Raw genomic sequence first — 16,612 nt, forward strand, 5'->3', positions numbered from 1 at the left:
CCATTATTGCTACGGCGATGATCGCCTCGCCGGCCAACGCCCAATCGATCGTGACTGCACCTGACCTCACCTCGGTCGTGCAAGCACACGTCGCAGCCGGCAACACCCTTCCGCAGCGCAACACTGGCGCCATCACCGCCACCAACCTCGATTTCGAGGCCGTCACCACCAACACCGGCGTGACCACCAATGGCGTTTTCGAGAACAACGAGAACACGGCCGATGCCACCGCGATCGCCAACCGCAACGGCGTGACCGCCTCGCTCGCGAACATCGGAAGCTCCTCGCTTCTCGATGACGGCGTCGCGCTGGCCGGCGTTTCGGAAAACACCGCCGCGGTCGATGCGACCAATTCGGCCGCCGAGATCGGCACCACCGCGACCAACTTCGCGACGGGTTCTGTCGACGTGTCGCGGAACACCACCTCGGCAAATGTCGTGATCAACGAAGGTAGCGGTACCTTCGCGATGAGCATCACGGGGTCGGAGCCCGTCGACTACACCAACCTCGCGACTGCCAACGCGGCCGTGACCACCGATCTGTCGGCTTCGGCCGCGAACGTGGCCGATCTGTCGGGCACCCTGATCGTCTCCTCGGTGCAGGTCGCGGATTCGACGGCCGATTCCACTGCGAGCACGGCCAATGCTCTGACCTTCCTGACGCTGCAGACGACCGCCAGTGCCGACATCACGGGCACCGCAACGCTGGACGACAACGAGATTTCGGCAACCTTCACGGCGAACGCGCGTAATGCCTCGATCGGTCTGGCGGCCGACGACGGCAACACTTCCGTGACTGCCGCGATCAGCAATGCGCAGCGTTTCGACGCGAACGCCACCGATGACTCCGCGACCGTCACCGGCACCTTCCGGGCCCGCATCGGCGCGGCTCCCGGCGCCCTGGCTGGCACCACGACCTCCTTCGAGGACAGCTCGCTTTCGGTTGCCGGCAACACCGGTTCGGCAGAAGCCAACGGCAACACCGCGACCACGAGGATCTCGCTGGCCGACGGTCTCGCCTACAACACCGCTGCCGGCAACACCGCCAGCGTGGAGATCGACGAGCTTAACGGCACCTCCGTCAAGATCGCCGACATTTCGGCCACCGCAGGCCTGGTGGGCGTGAACACCCAGCTGGTCGAGACTGGTCGTCTCGCGGCTGCCCTGGACGCCAGCGTTGAAGTCGACGTCGCAAGCCCCGAAGGCAGCAGCATCGACGTGGCGGGGAACCGCCTGACCGCTACCGCCACCGGCAACAACCTGACCGCCGGAATCGCGAGCGGCGATTCGTCGGCCGTGTTCGACGCCTCGGCTGCCCTCGCTTCGCGCCAGCAGCTCTCGTCTGCCAGCGTCTCCGCGTCGTCTTCCGATAGCGATATCCTCGTGAATGTCGGTCGGTCGGGCACCAATGCGACTTTCGTCGACAGCGCCATCACGGTTGACGGCAACGTGCTTGCCGCCAGCGCGGTGGGCAACCGCGCGCGGCAGTCGATCGATCTGGCAGCGACCGCGCTCAACGCATCGGACGGCGGTTCGGCGGTTCTCTCCGTCGACCTCACGCCGGATGCAAACAGCGAGTCCGTCAGTGCCGAAGGCGCAGTGGTCATCGCGAGCGCGATGATCAACACGGCTTCGACCGTTTCGGCCTCTAACACCATCAACGACATCGATGTCGACACTGGTGACAACCTGAGCGGCACGGCGTTGAACACGTCCGTGGCCGTGACCGGCAACGCGCAGCAGGCCTTCGCGGTCGGCAGCGATGCGGGCAACCGCATCTCGCTTGCGGGTGTTGACGTGGGGTCGGCCGCCGGTATCGCCAACCTCCAGATCAACGATGCGACCTCGACCGTGACTGCCACGCAGCAGGGTTCGATCGACGTTGATTATGCCGGCAGCCTCGTCTCGGGCTCCAGCGAGATCGCGGGGAACAGCCAGTCGGCTATCGCTCGCGGCACCGTTGCCTCGAACACGCTCTCGGTCGACGCGCAGATCGTCACGCTCGGTGCCGGCGGTACGGCCGTTACCAGCGCGCCGAACACGCTGGATGCCGATGCCACCGCCGCCTTCGGCGTTGTCAACGTGCAGCAGGTGCTCGCCAACGTCACCGCCTCGGCCGAGCCGGACGACACCAATGCGTTCCGCATGGATGTGGTGGGCGGCCTGACCGATGCCACGACGATGGTCAACGCCAACACCCTGATGGCGCAGGCGCAGGGCACTGTCGCGGCCAACAGCCTGTCGCTTGCAGTCGGCAGCCTGACCTCGACCGCCAGCCTCGGCGATGCGGCTATCGCAAACCTGCAGAACGTTGCGGGCGCGAGCATTCTCGCCACCGCCAACGGTGACGGGGACTCGGTGGTCGAAACCGAGATCGACGCTGCCATTCTGCGCAGCTCGGTCGAAACCTCGAACAACCGGATCATGGCGAGTGCCGAATCCGCGCGTGCGAGCAACGTCCTTTCGGTGGAGGGCACGTCGCTTTCGGGCAGCGCGCTTCTTGCGGGTAGCGATGCTTACCCGGGCGCCGACACCACCTCTGCGCGCGCGCAGTTCGGTGTTGCCAACACGCAGGTCGCAGGGACCGGGGTCGTCACGGCCAGCCTGAGGGAAACCACCACTGGCGGCTTCGGCTCCAGCTCGGGCGTTGTGACCGACATCAACAGCAGCATTTCGTCCTCGACGATCGAGTCGAACGGCAACCTGCTGCAGGCGCTGGCGTCGAGCAACCGCGCCACCAACACGGCGTCGGTTGATGGCAACACGCTGAACCAGGTGACCGCCGGTGTGGCCAACACGCAGACCAGCCTGCAGGATGTGTCGGCGCTCGTCGGCTACGAGGGCTCGCCGCCCGTCGCGCCGTTCAGCGTGACCGCCACGATCTCGGGCGGGACCGCCACGGGCAACCTCTCGAGCCTCAGCACGGCTCAGCGGGACGCCTTCATCGCGGCGTACAGCGGCACGGCCGGCTGGACCTACAACGCCGGAACCGGAGCATTCAGCTACTCCACGCCCGGCAGCGGGACCGTGTCGCTGGCTGTCGACGGGACCAATGGTTCGTTCAATGCCGGCGGTGTCCTGATGGACATCGAAGGCACGATCACCTCCAGCCGCCTCGCCGTTGAAGGCAACGCGGTGCAGGGTTCGGCGATCGGCAACTCGGCCAACAACAGCGTGACTGTCCTCTCGGTGTCTGCCGATGGCGTGGTCGCGGTCGGTTCGGGTGAGGTGTGGGCCGCGGTCGGTTCGCCTGAAGCCGAAGCCGATGGCGATGCCACCATCGCTTCGGCCCAGTTGCTGCTCGCGGGCAGCAGCAGCGTTACCGAGGTGTTCACCACCTTCGGGATCGATGGTGCGCTCGACACGGCGATCACCGATTCGAACCTGAGCGTCTCGCGCAACAGCGCCTATGGTGAAGCGATCGGCAACACCGTGACCAACAACCTGACGGTTGCGGGCAAGGATCTTGGCGGGACGGCCACCTCGGGCGTCATTGCCAACGTCCAGGATGGCGCCAATGCTGTGATCTCGGCGTTGAGCGACATGCAGGTCGTCTCGAACGTGGTGTCCAGCGGTTCGTCGATCGCCATGGACCAGAACGTCAACAACGCTCTGGGTGTGGTGAACAACGCGAACAACACCCTGACCGCGTCGTCGACGAACTCGACCTCGACCATGCAGGCCACTGCTCTCAGCAATGCTAATGGTGGACAATACGGTACCGGTATCGGTTCGTTCGTCCTCCTGAACGGTCAGGACGCTTCGGGTACGCTGAACACCACGGCTGTCACCGAAATGTTCAACATCGGCTCGGCTGACGCGACCACCACCGGTCTCGTGAACGGCAGCGCTTCGATGTCGGGCAACGCAACCCGGTCGGAATCGACTGCCAACCGTGCGGCCAACACCGTCTCGGTCGGTGCCGATGCCAACCTTGGGTCGACGGCTGCGCTGGTCAATCAGCAGCGGAGCAGCGTGACGACCGTCGCCGACGCGACGAGCACCATTTCGGTCGGCATCAGCGGTACTTCCCCGCTGGAGTCGCTCGAGAACAGCTCGCTCTCGATCGAAGGCAACTCGACCTTGGCCCTGGCCCGCGGCAACAGCGCTTCCAACACGCTGAACTACACCGCTGGCGCGACCTACACGGCTCAGGCTGGCGCTGCTTCGTTCAACGTCGGAGTCGGAACGCAGGGTGATGCTGCTCTGCTCAACGATCAGGTGAACACCGGTCCGGTTACCGCTAACGCGACCGGCAGGACCGCAGTGATCCTGAACGCGACGAGCGCGGGAACCGTTGCCGGGGTGCTGAACGCCAGCATCAGCAACAGCGACAACAGCACCACCGCGTTCGCGGTCGGTAACACGGCAGCCAACACTGTCATGCTGAGCGCGCTGAACACCGGCATGGCCAACGTTGCGCTTGCGAGCCAGCAGACCAACACCGGTGCGGTGACCGCAACGGCCAGCACGGTGACCTACACCGTCGGCTCCTTCGGCACCTACGGAGCCAGCAGCGTGCAGAACAGCGGCAACGCTGCCTCGGCGACTGCCATCGGCAACAGCTCGGTTTCGATCATCGGAACCCGGTAAGCGACCGACTTCGCAGGCTTGTTTCCCCTAGTCTGCGGAGAGCACGTGGTGCTGATCCTCACGGATCAGCACCACACTCAAGACGACGTCCGGGGCGCGGCGCGCGCATGAATCGCGCCCCGGATTTCGCATTCTGACGAGGCACAAAAGCATGCAAACCGCTTTTAGAGTTGTCACCGGGATCGCCGCGATGGTGGCTGTGACGACCGTCCATTCCCAAGCCTGTGCGGCCGATGCGGCAGGGGATTTCGCGCTACGCGGATACGGGTCGAAGACCTGCGAAGCGCTCAACACCGAAATCTCGGACGCAACTCACGCTGCCAATTACGGATCGTGGCTCATGGGCTATGCCACAGCGCGGAACCGGTTGCAGAGCGATACATTCGACCTCTTTCCATTTCCCGACGGCATCGTTTTTATGCGGGCGGTTGCGGCGGTCTGCGCCAACCAGCCAGCCATCACGGTCGAACAGGCAGCCGACGAAATCATCCGCGCCGCGGCCCCCCTCCATCAGCGTGCCGCCAGCCCCGCCGTCACGGCCGAGCATGCGGGCCGCACCCTGGCGATACGGCAGGGCGCGCTTGTCGCTCTGCAAAAGAGCCTTTCCGGACGAGGCCTCTTCGCAGGTCCTGCAAACGGAGAATGGACCAGGGCAACAGCAGCAGCCGTGGCCGAATTCCAGAAGACGGAGAAAATCACCGTCACGGGGCTTCCAGACCTCTCGACGCTGTTCCGCGCTCTCCTTCCCAAGACCCGTTAAGCTTCTTCACCTGGACCGAGGCCTGGAAAGAAATTCTATATGGAAAACGCAGCCCTTTCGTCCGGTACGACGCCTTGGCAGATCTTCCTCGATGCAGACCTGGTGGTTCAATCGATCATCGTGCTGCTGCTGCTGGCATCGGTGTATTCATGGACCATCATCATTTCGCGGGCATTGGCCATCGCCATCGAACGCCGCAAGATCCGCGCGGTCGGCAAGTCTCTACGCACCGTCGAAACGCTCGATGAGCTGCGCGAACTGGCCGGAGCCGGCGATGGCCGGGTTCACGAGATCCTGCTTTCCTTGGCGCAGGAGTGGCAATGGTCCGCCAAGCACGCCGGGCGGGACTACGAGGACATCCGCCAACGCCTTGCGTCGGCAGCGGATCTGACGATCGAGCGTCAGTATCTCGAACTCTCCGGCAATTCGGCCTGGCTTGCGACAATCGGCAACTCAGCCCCGTTCTTCGGGCTGCTGGGCACGGTCTGGGGCATTATGAACAGCTTCATAGGCATCAGCCAGGCGCAGGATATCTCGCTGACCGTGGTCGCGCCCGGCATGGTCGAGGCATTGTTCGCCACCGCCGTCGGACTCTTCTGCGCGATACCGGCGGCGATGGGGTACAACCGGATCGTTCAGTCCCTCGCAGCGACGGACCAGGTCTGGCGGGCCACTGCCGGCCGCGTCGAGATCGCGATTTCCCGTCACTACGGCATCATTCGCTGAACCGTCAGGGGACAGCCAAGGACCCATCGATGGCAATCAAGTCGATCTTATCCGGATCCCGCGTGAAGCGTCCGCAGGATCATCTGCTTTCGGAAATCAACGTCACCCCGATGGTTGACGTGATGCTCGTGCTGCTGATCATCTTCATGGTCACGGGGCAAGTGCTGGTCAACGGGATGGAAGTTGACCTCCCCGACGTCACCGAAAACAAGATCGCATCGGCCGCAGAGCTGATCGAGGTCAGCATCGATGCCAACCAGAACATCTATCTCGGTGACACGCTTCTAACCCCCGAGGCTTTTGCCCAAGCGATCGCCGAGCTCGCGATAGCTTCCGGATCTCCTGCCGAACAGCAGGTGCTGGTCCGCGCCGACCGAACGCTCGCCTACGGAAGCGTCATGACTGTCGTTTCGCAGATTGCCGAGGCCGGTTTCACCAAGGTCGCCTTCGTCTCGGATCCTCCGACGACCGGAACAAGCGCCGCCGCCGCGCCGTGATCAACCGAATTGCAAACACGCTGGCGATCGCGCTGCATGTCGGCCTCATTCTGCTGGTTGGCAGAATCAGCTTCGCAGTCGTGGTGTCGGAGCCGCGCAAGAAGGGCATGGAGATCGAGATCAGCGATCTGGCCTATGCGTTGCCGGATCCCAGACCGCGCATCGGCAGTTCCTCGCCGGTCCGGCAACCGAATGCGCAGGTCACCGATCGTGCGACCGCAGCCGCGACCGAACCGGCCGAAACCCCTCTGCCGAAGTCAGACGTCGTTGCGACGACCGCCACGCCGGTGGGCGAACCCGAAGTTGCGCCGAAGCCCCTGTCCTCGCCCGTTCCGGAGCCGACGCCCGTATCCGATAGCGTTTTGCGCGCGGCGAACGCGCCGGCAGCCGCACCGGCGGGGACAAACGCCGGCAATCCCGGCCGGCTCGACACAAAAGCCTTGTCCGGACTTCCGGCGCTGGCGGGCAACGAAGTGGGTCCTTCGAGGCTCGATTCCGCCACCCTTGGTTCGGCTGTCGGCAAAGCAGCACCGCGCGGTGTGCGGGGCCTCACCTTTCGCCAGAAAGTGGATCTGGCCGCGATGATCCGCGCCCAGATCATGCCGTGCTGGAATCCGCCCGAACTCGATGCGCCGCCGTCGGTCAGCGTTCGCCTCAGATTTCGGTTGGACCGGAATGGGCGCGTGGTCGGTCAACCGGTGGGAAGCGGCGCAGGCGACCAGAGGTACGCGGCCAGCGCCTACGCCGGCCTGCTGACGAACAGCGGGCGCCGAGCGGTCATGCTCTGCTCTCCGTTCAAACTTCCGCCCGAGCTCTACGAGGCATGGGCGTCCGTCGAAGTTGAATTCGATCCCAGAGGGCTGCGATGAGACCGAAGCTTGCAATTCATATCACCTTGGCAGCTGCGATCGGTTTTGCCGTGCCGGCGGCCGCCGACGAACCACTGTTCGTCGACATCACGGAAGGCGCTGCGGCACCGCTTCCCATCAGCGTCGTGGATGGCGCCAGCGGCCCTCAGGTTCGACCGGATGCCGGTGAAGACCTCGGTGTGAGCTTGGCGAACATCGTGCGCGCCGACCTTGCGAGCAGCCCATTCTTCCGCATCGTTGCTGTACCCCGGGCCGCCGGTTCCAATGAGGAGGGCCTGCTTAGTGCGGCCGCTTCGGTCGGAACTCAGGCGCTGGTCATCGGCCGCGCAGAATCTGGCGGCGATGGCATCCTGACCTACGCTTGTGGCCTCTACGATGTCTTCAGCGGCGGCGTGGAAGAAGCGCAACAGTTCCGGGTACCGCTCCGTCAGTGGCGCAGAGCGGCCCACAAATGCGCAGACATGGTCTTTGCCCGCGTCACGGGATACCGGGGCCACTTCGACACGCGCTTTGCGCTTGTATCGCCCGCCGGAGCGAGTGGTCGGCAGGGCGGCCGGGTGGTGGCTGTCGACAGCGACGGTGCGAACCCGACCGACTTGGCAAGCAATCTCGAAATCGTCACGATGCCCCGGCTCAGTCCGGACAACCGGTTGCTGCTGTTCGTCTCATACGCGCAAGACATGCCGCAGCTCATCCTAGCCGATCTGGCAAGGGGAACCAGGACCCGGTTGCAGCTTCCCCCCGGCCTTCCATCCGCGGCGCGCTTCTCGCCCGACGGGCGGAGCGCGGTGTTTGCATTGTCCCACGATGGCAGCACCGACATATACGAGTACGAATTTGCCACGGCTCGGACGCTGCGCCTTACCGACACGACAGGGATCGATACCAATCCGTCCCTCTCGCCTGACGGTCAGTCGATCGTGTTCGAATCCGACCGTTCCGGTCAGCCGCAACTCTACATCATGCGCCGCGACGGGCGCGAGCAGCGGCGGATCAGTTTCGAAGGTGAACACGCTTCGCCGGTCTGGAGCCCGGATGGCTCGCTCATTGCTTTCGTGGCTGCAACGGCCACAGGGCGCCGGATCGGCGTGATGACGCCCGAGGGCCGTCACAAGAAACTGCTCACAGACGGAGCGCAAGACGAGGACCCGACCTGGGCTCCGAGCGGGAGGGCAATAGCCTTCCAGCGCCTGCGTGCGGACGGCAGCCCGCCCGACATCATGATCACCGATGTGAGCGGACGCGTGCAGCGGAGCGTCGCGTTGCCGATGGCCGGATCCGAACCTTTCTGGTCGGAGTTGCTGCCATGAAGCGGGGCACCTCGATCCGTTTGCAGGCTGCGCGCGCTGCATTGCTCGGGCTGGCCACGTGCGCCGTCGCATCGTGCCAACGTCCGGGGGAGGCACTTCCGCCGCCGCCGCTGTTTTCACTTTCGGCCTCACGAATGGTTGCGGCGGAGAGCCCGCCCGCGCCGGTCCCCGCAGAGCCTGCCTTTGTGCCGTTTCGAGGTGCGACCGTCGTCTATTTCGATGGCGATTCTGCCGTCCTCGATGCCGCCGCCCAGGCGGCGCTCGACCGGCAAGCCGAATGGCTCTTTCGAAATCCTTCCGTCTCGGTGATGCTTCAGGGGCATGGAGACGTGATCGGTAGCCGCGCTCGGCAGTTTGCGATCGGCGAGATACGTGCGGCGGCGATGCGACGGTACCTCGTGGGCCGCGGCATATCGCCCGACCGCGTCGAGACCACCTCTTTTGGCAAGCAGATGCCCGTCGCGACATCGCTCGATCAGGAGAGCCGGCGTCGCAATCGACGTGGCGAAACAATCTTCAAGGGTCTCGCAAGACCGAACGACAAAGGGGAATAGCGGTGCGTGGATTGGTGCTGATTACGGCTGGTTTGGCAACTCTGCTGGGCGGGGCTCCCGCGGTCGCCGACTCAGGTGACATACTCATGAAGGGGCGGGCGACCCATCACAACCGGTTCAACGAATTGACACTGATGCCGCCCAACAGCGGCCAGACCATCGAGACCGGCATCAAGGATTCCGTCGGCGCCGAAGCCTCAATCACGATGTTCGCGACCGATCGGCTTGCATTTGAAGCTTCGCTCGGCAGCACTGGCTACCAGCTTCGCGAACCGGGGGGAAATGCGCTGGTTTCGGCCAATCTGCTGATGTCGACGGTGACCGTGCAGTACCATTTCTCCCCCGACAGCAAGCTCGTGCGCCCCTATGTCGGGGCAGGTCTGACGCACCTCAATCTCTATGGAGATGAGGCAGAAGTTGCACTTCTCGATGCGGCGCCCGACCCGTTCGGCTCGTACAGCACGAAGCTCACCGGCGGTTTTGCACCAGTCGGACAAGTCGGTGTCGATATTGCGCTGGACAAGCGATTTTACGTGAATCTCGATGCCAAATACACCTCCCGCAAGACCGAGGTGCTGATCGAACGCGAGGCGCGCACGCTCGAATCTCGCCGCGTCGATGCGCTGATCCTTGCCGCGGGCGTGGGCTTCCGGTTCTGATGATGGGCGGGCATGTCATCGCCCGGGCGGCTACGGTAGCCGTCCTGGCAGGAGCTTTCCTCTGGTCCACCGGTGGCGCCGGTCAGGAACCTGCTGCCCGTGGCGCTTCCGTCGCAGCGGCAGGGGCGCGATCTCCCGCCAGCGCGGATGACTGGGCCAAGTCGCTCGGTGCGGAGCTGATGCGTCTGAATGATCGCTTGGCGTCGCTCGAGCGTCTGATTGTGCAATTGGTCTCGCAGCAGGATGAGGACCGCCGCAGTCTGACGGCTGCGCAGGACGAGATAGCTCGACTTCGCACCGATCTCGCCGCACGTGCCGCAGCGGTCCCGGCAGCGTCCTCGCCCGATGATGTTCGGGCTGCTGAAGTGATCGCGCCGAAGCTGCAACCTGAGGCGTCGGAGCCGGTCCCTGTGGACCGTTTCGAACAGGCGGTGAACTTCATGGAGCGCAAGCAGTGGGGCAATGCCGAGCTGGCACTGGCCACGTTCATCGCGAACAGCCCGGACGATCCACGGAATGCCGAAGCGCGTTACCGGCTCGGTCTCGTCTACCTCGAGCAGGGTCAGCCCGGCCAAGCCGCGCGGAATTTCCTCGCATTGTTCGAGACCGGCGCCGCAAAGGGATTCGGTGCCGACAACCTGTTCGCTCTCGCCCGCGCTCTCAAGGCACTGGGCAACGTGGACGCGGCGCAGGTTTGCAGTGTCTATTCTGAAATCGAGGCTGCGCATGGTGCAGAACTGTCGGCATCGCGCCGGGAGGAACTGCTCGATTTGCGGCTCGCCGACGGATGCGCCACCTAGCAGGGGTTGCGCCGGTTCTAGGGCCGTGAATTCGCCTGCTCGAACGATCGGCCAACCAGCGCGAGGAGGTCGGAATAATCGACCGGCTTGATGAGGAAGCCGTCGATGCCCAGACCGGCGGCCTGGCTCTGCAACTGCGGATCGGAAAATGCCGAGACGACCAGAGCCGGCGTGTTGCCGGCCCCGCTGCGGCAGGCCCTCATGGCGGCGATCAGGGACAGACCATCCGTGTCGGGAAGCTGGATGTCGCAAATCACGAAATCGGGCCGTGCTTCCTGAAACGCCGTCAGTGCGGCGGCCCCGCAATCGGTTGCAACGACCCGGTATCCGGCATCCAGCATGACATAGGAAAGATCTTCCCGAAGTTCGGCGGTGTCTTCGACCAGCAGGATAAGTGGAGCCTCCATCAGTCCAAGCTATAAGCCGCATCAGTCGTGGTTGAAACCGAAATATTGATGCAGATCACTCCATTGGAGCAGGTTACCTCCACGGTTGCACCCGTTTCTTCTACCCGGTTTGCCACCGGGGTCAGGTCATGCGCGCCATCCCCTGTGACCGTCATGACGACGGTCAGTTTTTCCGGCTCACATTCGAGCGCAAGTTCTACCGGACTGTCGGCGGGCGCGTGCTTGGCGACATGTTCCAGGACATCCTTCAGCGCGACGATGAGTGTGTCGAGCCCGCCGGTCACTGCCGGACATTCGACAGGTTCGTGAAGGCGCAGCTGCTCGGGATGAAAGGTCGTTTCAGCCAGGGCGCAGACCTCCGCCCAAGGGTCAACCGCCACCTCGTCGAGAGCCGCCGGCGTCTTTTCGCCGATTGCGTCAAAACGGGCGAGAAGCTTCGTCAGCATATTGGCTACGGTCGCGACTGTCTCGCGCAGGCGGTCGGCGCGGGTCCGCAGCTCCACCGGGCTCAGTGTATCGGCTTTCCGGTGAATGATCTGGGCGCTGCCGTCGATAATCGAGAGCGGGGTGCGGATTTCGTGGGACATGAGGCGCGTGAAATTGACCATTTCAGTGTTGGCCTCGCGCAACTCGGCGAGCGCAATGCGGGCTATGCGGCTTTGCCGCCGGACTTCATCCTCGGCGGCGAGCAGTTTCTGGCGCGTGGCAACCAGATGGTGCCCAAGCCTATCGAGTTCCTGCACCTCCGAACCCCCGAAGTGCGGCTCGCGGCGGCTGTTGCTCATCTCGTCGATGAGCCCCGTGATCTCGGTGAGCGGCCTATCGATCATCCGGCTCATCCTGCGCGCTCGCTGCGTCAGAAAGCCGAAGAATAGCAGATAGAAGGCAAACAAAGATCCGAGCATGGCGTACCCGACGAGCTCCAGCCGGTCGTGCAGCGCTGTCGCATGGGCAAAGATCGCATCCGTGGGCGCGATGATGACGAGGCGCCAGCCGGTTTGCGGGACAGTCGAGAAGCTGGCGAGACGAGCGCCGCCCAGATCCAGTTCGACGTCACCCTCCGTCTCGCGCTTCATGGCCTCGGCCAATGCCTTGGTATCCGCCCTCAGGTTGAGATTGAAGTTTTCCGGCTTGTGGGTGTCCGACAGGATCGCTTGGGAGTAGTCGTAGTCGGTAAGCTCATCGAGGCCGAAGTCGTGCTCTCCGGCGGGGGGGAGGGCTATGATGCCGCCGTTCTGATCGACAAGTATGGCGTAGCCGTTCCAGGGCAGATCCAGATCGAGCAATGTGTCGATGATGGTCTGCAGGGTGACATCGATGCCGACCACTCCCTCGAGCTTGTCGCCCCTCCAGACCGGCGCGATGGACGAGACCATCCAGCCATGACCGGCGGGATCGACATAGGCATCAGTCCACACATCACGCCGTTCCGGATTATTTTTTGCATCCGCTTCATAATAGAAGTTGTATTCCGGGATCACCATATCCTGAGTGTACTGGGACCCCGCATCGACATATGGGTAGATGCGATTGTAACTGTCGAATGTATTGAAATATATGGATGCAATGTTGTCATTGCTTTTTTTGACTGCGATCATGAAGGGGTCGAGCGCAGACAGGCGCCAAACCTTGTCGATTTGCGCTTTACTCAATGGCGATGAGCCTGCGTAAAAGCTGGCGGTGGTCCCATTGTCGAACGTCGTGTAGAGGCCGCCCTCGGGAGGCATCCTGTAGCGTGCGCGCTCGGCGGCCGGAGGTACGAAATTCCCGTCGAGCGCCGTGCGGGCTTCGTGGGCAAAGACCCTCGTATGCGAGGCGATTGCTTCCAGACTGGCACTGATTGTGGCGGCTTCTCGCCTCGCAATGTCGTTGAAATATTGGTGGGAGAGTTCAGATACCGCTTCGACGTTTTTGCGATAAACGACGGTCTCGCTCACCCAGTATGTGGCGAGAAAGCCGACTTCAATGACGAACAGCGGAATCAGGGCGGTCCGCATATAGGAACGCCAAAGAAGGCGTCTAAGCTGAACGCTCTCGAGGCGCTTTGTCGCTGGAGGAAGAGATTTCGTCATGAAAATGATCTTTTTGTGTGGGGGTTTAGGGGCTGGCTGGCCGCTGGCCGGTGGTCATGGTTGACGTCGTTTCTCCAAGCGTCGGCTCCGCAATGCTCTCGGCATGGGACCTGCTCGAAACGCCGGTCGCCGTTGTTCGCATCGGGAATTGCCGTCCGGTCTGGGCGAACAGATCGGCCATGGCTCTTTGGGGAATGGAGTCGCTCGACAAGGCGAAATCCCCGCTTCCTGCCGGTCTGCGGCCCGCCATCGAGGAATTGCTCGCCGGCTTGGCTGCAAGCCAGGTGCCGGGCTATCGACGGACGATCGCCCTCGCCGACCAAGCGGGCGGTGACACAGAGCATGCTTCTGTCACCTGCACCAAGGTCAGGTTCGACGGATATTCTGACGCCGTGCTGCTCGAATTCCATCGGAGCGCCTCGGCAATGCAGCCGACATGTGGCGCCGATCGGCCCTTCATGATGGCAAGCCCTGGAGCGGCCGGCGTGACTGCGGCCGTCAAGACCGACGAATTCGAACGGGCCCTGGTCGAATTCAAGGGTGCTCTCGAGATCGAACGGGATGTGCGACGTCGGCAGCGCAAGATGCTCGAAATCGCATCGCACGAGTTTCGAACGCCGCTGGCGGTGATCGACGGTGCGGCGCAACGGATCGAGAGAAGTGCCGGCATCGCTCCCCCTGAGCGGATCCAGGAGCTTGCCAGGAGGGTGCGCGAATTCGTGACCCGGCTCGACAGCGTGCTGACCAACACGCTTGAACGCGTGAGAAAGAACGAAGCCGAAATCGACTTCCGCCCGGAGTTCGGTCAGATCGGGCAGGTCATCGCGCGTGTCGTCGTCGTATTCGAGGATCTGGCAGACATCGAGCTGGACGGCACGATAAACGATCTCCCCGACATGTGGTTCGATCGGATGCTGATCGAACAGGCTTTCTCCAACCTCATCGAAAACGCGATCAAATACAGCGTAGATCGCGCGCGGATACGTATCTCCGCCAAGGTTGCCGAGGACAGCGTCGAGCTGAGCGTGCGTGATTGGGGCATCGGCATACTGCCCGAGGAGCGTGAACGCGTGTTTGCCGAAAGCGTTCGCGGCCGCAACGTGGGTCAGCGTGTCGGCACCGGCTTGGGGCTGTATATCGTGGCGGCAATTGTCAGAGCGCATGGCGGGGAGATCAGCGCGGTGGAAACCGAAGGGCCGGGCGCAACGCTGAAGCTTGTCCTCCCGATCCGCCCGAATGTCTCGTCGCCGCCCGAGCGGCGCGGCAGCAAAAGCTGAACCGGGCTAACACTGTCCGACCCGTTCGATCGCAGCCATGAGTTCACCGGCATCGAGCGGCTTCTGAATGAAGGCCCAGCGGGGGTCGTATTGCCCGTGGTCGGGAACGTGGCCGCTCATGACGATCACATTCAACTGCGGGTTTGCTCGCGTGGCTTTCTGAGCCAATGTGAGGCCGTCCATCGTCGGCAAGACCACATCGGTCACCAGTATGGCATGGGGCCAAGCCGAAATCGCGGCCAGGGCTTCTTCCGCATTCCTGCAGGCCGTTGTGGCAAACCCGTCAAACTCGAGCAGCTCCACCAGCGCTTCCAGTGCTGCGGGTTCGTCTTCCACGACGATCAGGTGCCGCTGCTGGCCCGGCCTGACGAAGGTCGTCGTCCCGACCCACGCGGGTCCGTCGAATGCCCCCGACAGGCACGGGAGGCGAAGCGTGAAGCGACCGTGGTTGGGCCCGATTGTCTCGTACTTGACCGTACCCCCGGCCGATCGTGCGAACTCCGCGATGCTCGATCGGCCGAGATTCTGACCGAGAAAAGAGCGGTTGCGGCACGTCAGCAGCGCGATGCCGTCGAAACCGTGCCCGGCTCTGACCGACATGCACAGTTCGGCCATCTCCTGTTCCCCGCAAGCGCTGTGCGCCATCCGCGTGGCGATTTCTGCGAAAACGTTGGCCTCCCCGGCGCCGGCGATGTTTCGCAAAAGGCTGACAAGGCCGTTCAGCAGACTGCAGATCGGGGCATCCAGATTGGCGGATCCGGCCGCGAATGACGACGAGAGCGACACCCTGGGCCCGCACAGGGACTTTACCAGGGTCAGATTGGCCTTCAGGAACTCGTCCAGCGGTTCACGATGAGAGAGATCGGCATCACCCGAGATGGCCCGCAACCATTGAGACACGCTTCCGCCTCGGATTGCAGTTTCCTTAATCAGGCCGACCGCGCGCGTGAGCTCGGAACCCGCCGCTGCCGAAGACACGATGCGATCGCAATTCAGTTGGATGATCGAGAGCAGATTGCCGAACTCATGTGAGATAAAGCCGGTAATCCGGCGGAGCATGAGGAGAATGTCACCGTTCTCCTCCCACGCCAGCTTGAGATCCTGCGCATTTTCCTCGGCCTCGCTACGAAGGCACTGCAGCAGAGAAATTTGCATCAGACATTGCACAACCGGATCGTCTGCGGGGAAATCGCCGATATGGAGCCCACTCGTTGGATGTGGGCCGCCCGTGATCGCGGGTTTGGCGACGATAAGATAACCTGCGTCCAACGTCGTCACCGTGCCTCTGAGCTGAATGCCCCGAGATCTGGAGAACAGCATCAATGCCGTGCGCTGCGCAGCGAAATCGCATGCGTTGCGTGGTGTCAGAACCGGGCTGATCTCGAAATACTCAGCCAGGTGACGACCGCGCTCGAGACTGGGCGAATATTTTTGCGCGATCCCTCCAATGGAAATGACGTTGAGCGATTTGTCGACCAGAATCGCGTTCGGATGAAGCTGAAAGAGGTTCTCCACCTCGAGGCTGACTGTCGGCATCTGCAGCCTCAATCGCAATATCGGATCACGAAGCGCGAGGCGCATCCGGCGGTACCGATGCAATCGACGGTGCCGGCCTGCTCGAAGTGATCGAGCAGTCCCTGCATCAGCCCTAGTACGAATGGCTCCAGCCCGGTCCGGCTCGAACGGTAATCTATGACCAGGCCGTCCGCATCGCTTTCGACCAAGGAGAAGGAAGGGACCCTCGCATGGGGCATGGCCAGCACCACGGAGCGGTGCATCCTGTCTAGGTTCTCGATGAAGGAAACCAGATCGTTTCCGGTAAAATCCAGGATATGGCGATAGGCGCTACGCTCGGCAAAATTCAGCCAGAAACGACCGAGTTGGCACATGAACTCGTCGGAGCTCATACCCATAAACCCAGCCGCATTCGCGACGAGCTCCAGCGTGTGGGTGTCAGGATAGACATGGGTGCTGATCATTTCATCCCGGCTGATTTGCAAAACTGCCTGAAGTTCCTCCTCCTCTATTTCCTCATTCTGCTCTGCCAAAAAGTCGTAGATTGCACGATGTATCATCCCGTACATCTAAA

14 protein-coding genes are annotated in these 16,612 nt (G+C 62.9%); 10 read left to right on the top strand and 4 right to left on the bottom strand.

Features of this window, described 5'->3' with window-relative positions; genetic code table 11:
* Positions 1–17: 17 nt before the first annotated feature.
* From ACMX37_RS00575 to ACMX37_RS00615, 9 genes are all read left to right on the top strand, one after another.
* Positions 18–4,592 carry a beta strand repeat-containing protein gene (locus ACMX37_RS00575; RefSeq protein ID WP_483147035.1) on the top strand — a complete coding sequence of 1,525 codons (4,575 nt, stop codon included), beginning with the start codon at positions 18–20 and terminating at the stop codon, positions 4,590–4,592.
* 151 nt (positions 4,593–4,743) lie between these two features.
* Positions 4,744–5,352: a peptidoglycan-binding domain-containing protein gene (locus tag ACMX37_RS00580; protein WP_483147036.1), complete on the top strand. Its 609-nt coding sequence runs from the start codon at positions 4,744–4,746 to the stop codon at positions 5,350–5,352.
* A 39-nt stretch (positions 5,353–5,391) separates the two neighbouring features.
* A complete protein-coding gene (locus ACMX37_RS00585) occupies positions 5,392–6,078 on the top strand; it encodes a MotA/TolQ/ExbB proton channel family protein (RefSeq protein WP_483147037.1) in 687 nt (228 codons plus the stop codon).
* A 29-nt stretch (positions 6,079–6,107) separates the two neighbouring features.
* On the top strand, positions 6,108–6,575 hold the full coding sequence (locus ACMX37_RS00590) for an ExbD/TolR family protein (RefSeq protein ID WP_483147038.1): 468 nt from the start codon (positions 6,108–6,110) through the stop codon (positions 6,573–6,575).
* Entirely contained in the window at positions 6,572–7,444 is an 873-nt protein-coding gene (locus tag ACMX37_RS00595) for a cell envelope integrity TolA family protein (RefSeq protein ID WP_483147039.1), read from the top strand. Before ACMX37_RS00590 ends, ACMX37_RS00595 begins: the two co-directional genes overlap by 4 nt.
* Positions 7,445–7,470: 26 nt before the next feature.
* Positions 7,471–8,754, top strand: coding sequence for a Tol-Pal system protein TolB (gene tolB / locus ACMX37_RS00600; protein ID WP_483147040.1), 1,284 nt, complete (start codon positions 7,471–7,473; stop codon positions 8,752–8,754).
* Positions 8,751–9,308, top strand: coding sequence for an OmpA family protein (locus tag ACMX37_RS00605; RefSeq protein ID WP_483147041.1), 558 nt, complete (start codon positions 8,751–8,753; stop codon positions 9,306–9,308). Before tolB ends, ACMX37_RS00605 begins: the two co-directional genes overlap by 4 nt.
* A gap of 2 nt (positions 9,309–9,310) precedes the next feature.
* Positions 9,311–9,967, top strand: coding sequence for an OmpW/AlkL family protein (locus ACMX37_RS00610; RefSeq protein WP_483147042.1), 657 nt, complete (start codon positions 9,311–9,313; stop codon positions 9,965–9,967).
* Positions 9,967–10,767: a tetratricopeptide repeat protein gene (locus tag ACMX37_RS00615; RefSeq protein ID WP_483147043.1), complete on the top strand. Its 801-nt coding sequence runs from the start codon at positions 9,967–9,969 to the stop codon at positions 10,765–10,767. The genes ACMX37_RS00610 and ACMX37_RS00615 overlap by 1 nt, the downstream gene beginning before the upstream one ends.
* A 17-nt stretch (positions 10,768–10,784) precedes the next feature.
* Here the strand turns inward: ACMX37_RS00615 and ACMX37_RS00620 are convergent, their stop codons facing one another.
* Together ACMX37_RS00620 and ACMX37_RS00625 are read right to left on the bottom strand one after the other, a co-directional pair.
* On the bottom strand, positions 10,785–11,174 hold the full coding sequence (locus ACMX37_RS00620; RefSeq protein ID WP_483147044.1) for a response regulator: 390 nt from the start codon (positions 11,172–11,174) through the stop codon (positions 10,785–10,787).
* A complete protein-coding gene (locus ACMX37_RS00625) occupies positions 11,174–13,171 on the bottom strand; it encodes a sensor histidine kinase (protein WP_483147045.1) in 1,998 nt (665 codons plus the stop codon). Before ACMX37_RS00625 ends, ACMX37_RS00620 begins: the two co-directional genes overlap by 1 nt.
* 131 nt (positions 13,172–13,302) lie before the next feature.
* On the opposite strand from ACMX37_RS00625, the gene ACMX37_RS00630 reads away from it, so the two are divergent.
* Positions 13,303–14,523, top strand: coding sequence for a sensor histidine kinase (locus tag ACMX37_RS00630; RefSeq protein WP_483147046.1), 1,221 nt, complete (start codon positions 13,303–13,305; stop codon positions 14,521–14,523).
* Positions 14,524–14,529: 6 nt separating this feature from the next.
* Here ACMX37_RS00630 and ACMX37_RS00635 read toward each other — a convergent pair whose 3' ends face one another.
* Both ACMX37_RS00635 and ACMX37_RS00640 read right to left on the bottom strand, forming a co-directional pair.
* Positions 14,530–16,059: a response regulator gene (locus ACMX37_RS00635; RefSeq protein WP_483147047.1), complete on the bottom strand. Its 1,530-nt coding sequence runs from the start codon at positions 16,057–16,059 to the stop codon at positions 14,530–14,532.
* Positions 16,060–16,067: 8 nt separating this feature from the next.
* Positions 16,068–16,607: a heme NO-binding domain-containing protein gene (locus tag ACMX37_RS00640; protein WP_483147048.1), complete on the bottom strand. Its 540-nt coding sequence runs from the start codon at positions 16,605–16,607 to the stop codon at positions 16,068–16,070.
* Between the last annotated feature and the right edge of the window lie 5 nt (positions 16,608–16,612).

Source organism: Porphyrobacter sp. THAI-01a (genome assembly GCF_056868655.1).

Coding starts and splice junctions, on each gene's coding strand:
- ACMX37_RS00575 (WP_483147035.1), top strand. CDS start 18: ATGATCGCCTCGCCGGCCAACGCCCAATCGATCGTGACTGCACCTGAC.
- ACMX37_RS00580 (WP_483147036.1), top strand. CDS start 4,744: ATGCAAACCGCTTTTAGAGTTGTCACCGGGATCGCCGCGATGGTGGCT.
- ACMX37_RS00585 (WP_483147037.1), top strand. CDS start 5,392: ATGGAAAACGCAGCCCTTTCGTCCGGTACGACGCCTTGGCAGATCTTC.
- ACMX37_RS00590 (WP_483147038.1), top strand. CDS start 6,108: ATGGCAATCAAGTCGATCTTATCCGGATCCCGCGTGAAGCGTCCGCAG.
- ACMX37_RS00605 (WP_483147041.1), top strand. CDS start 8,751: ATGAAGCGGGGCACCTCGATCCGTTTGCAGGCTGCGCGCGCTGCATTG.
- ACMX37_RS00615 (WP_483147043.1), top strand. CDS start 9,967: ATGATGGGCGGGCATGTCATCGCCCGGGCGGCTACGGTAGCCGTCCTG.
- ACMX37_RS00620 (WP_483147044.1), bottom strand. CDS start 11,174: ATGGAGGCTCCACTTATCCTGCTGGTCGAAGACACCGCCGAACTTCGG.
- ACMX37_RS00625 (WP_483147045.1), bottom strand. CDS start 13,171: ATGCGGACCGCCCTGATTCCGCTGTTCGTCATTGAAGTCGGCTTTCTC.
- ACMX37_RS00630 (WP_483147046.1), top strand. CDS start 13,303: ATGGTTGACGTCGTTTCTCCAAGCGTCGGCTCCGCAATGCTCTCGGCA.
- ACMX37_RS00635 (WP_483147047.1), bottom strand. CDS start 16,059: ATGCCGACAGTCAGCCTCGAGGTGGAGAACCTCTTTCAGCTTCATCCG.
- ACMX37_RS00640 (WP_483147048.1), bottom strand. CDS start 16,607: ATGTACGGGATGATACATCGTGCAATCTACGACTTTTTGGCAGAGCAG.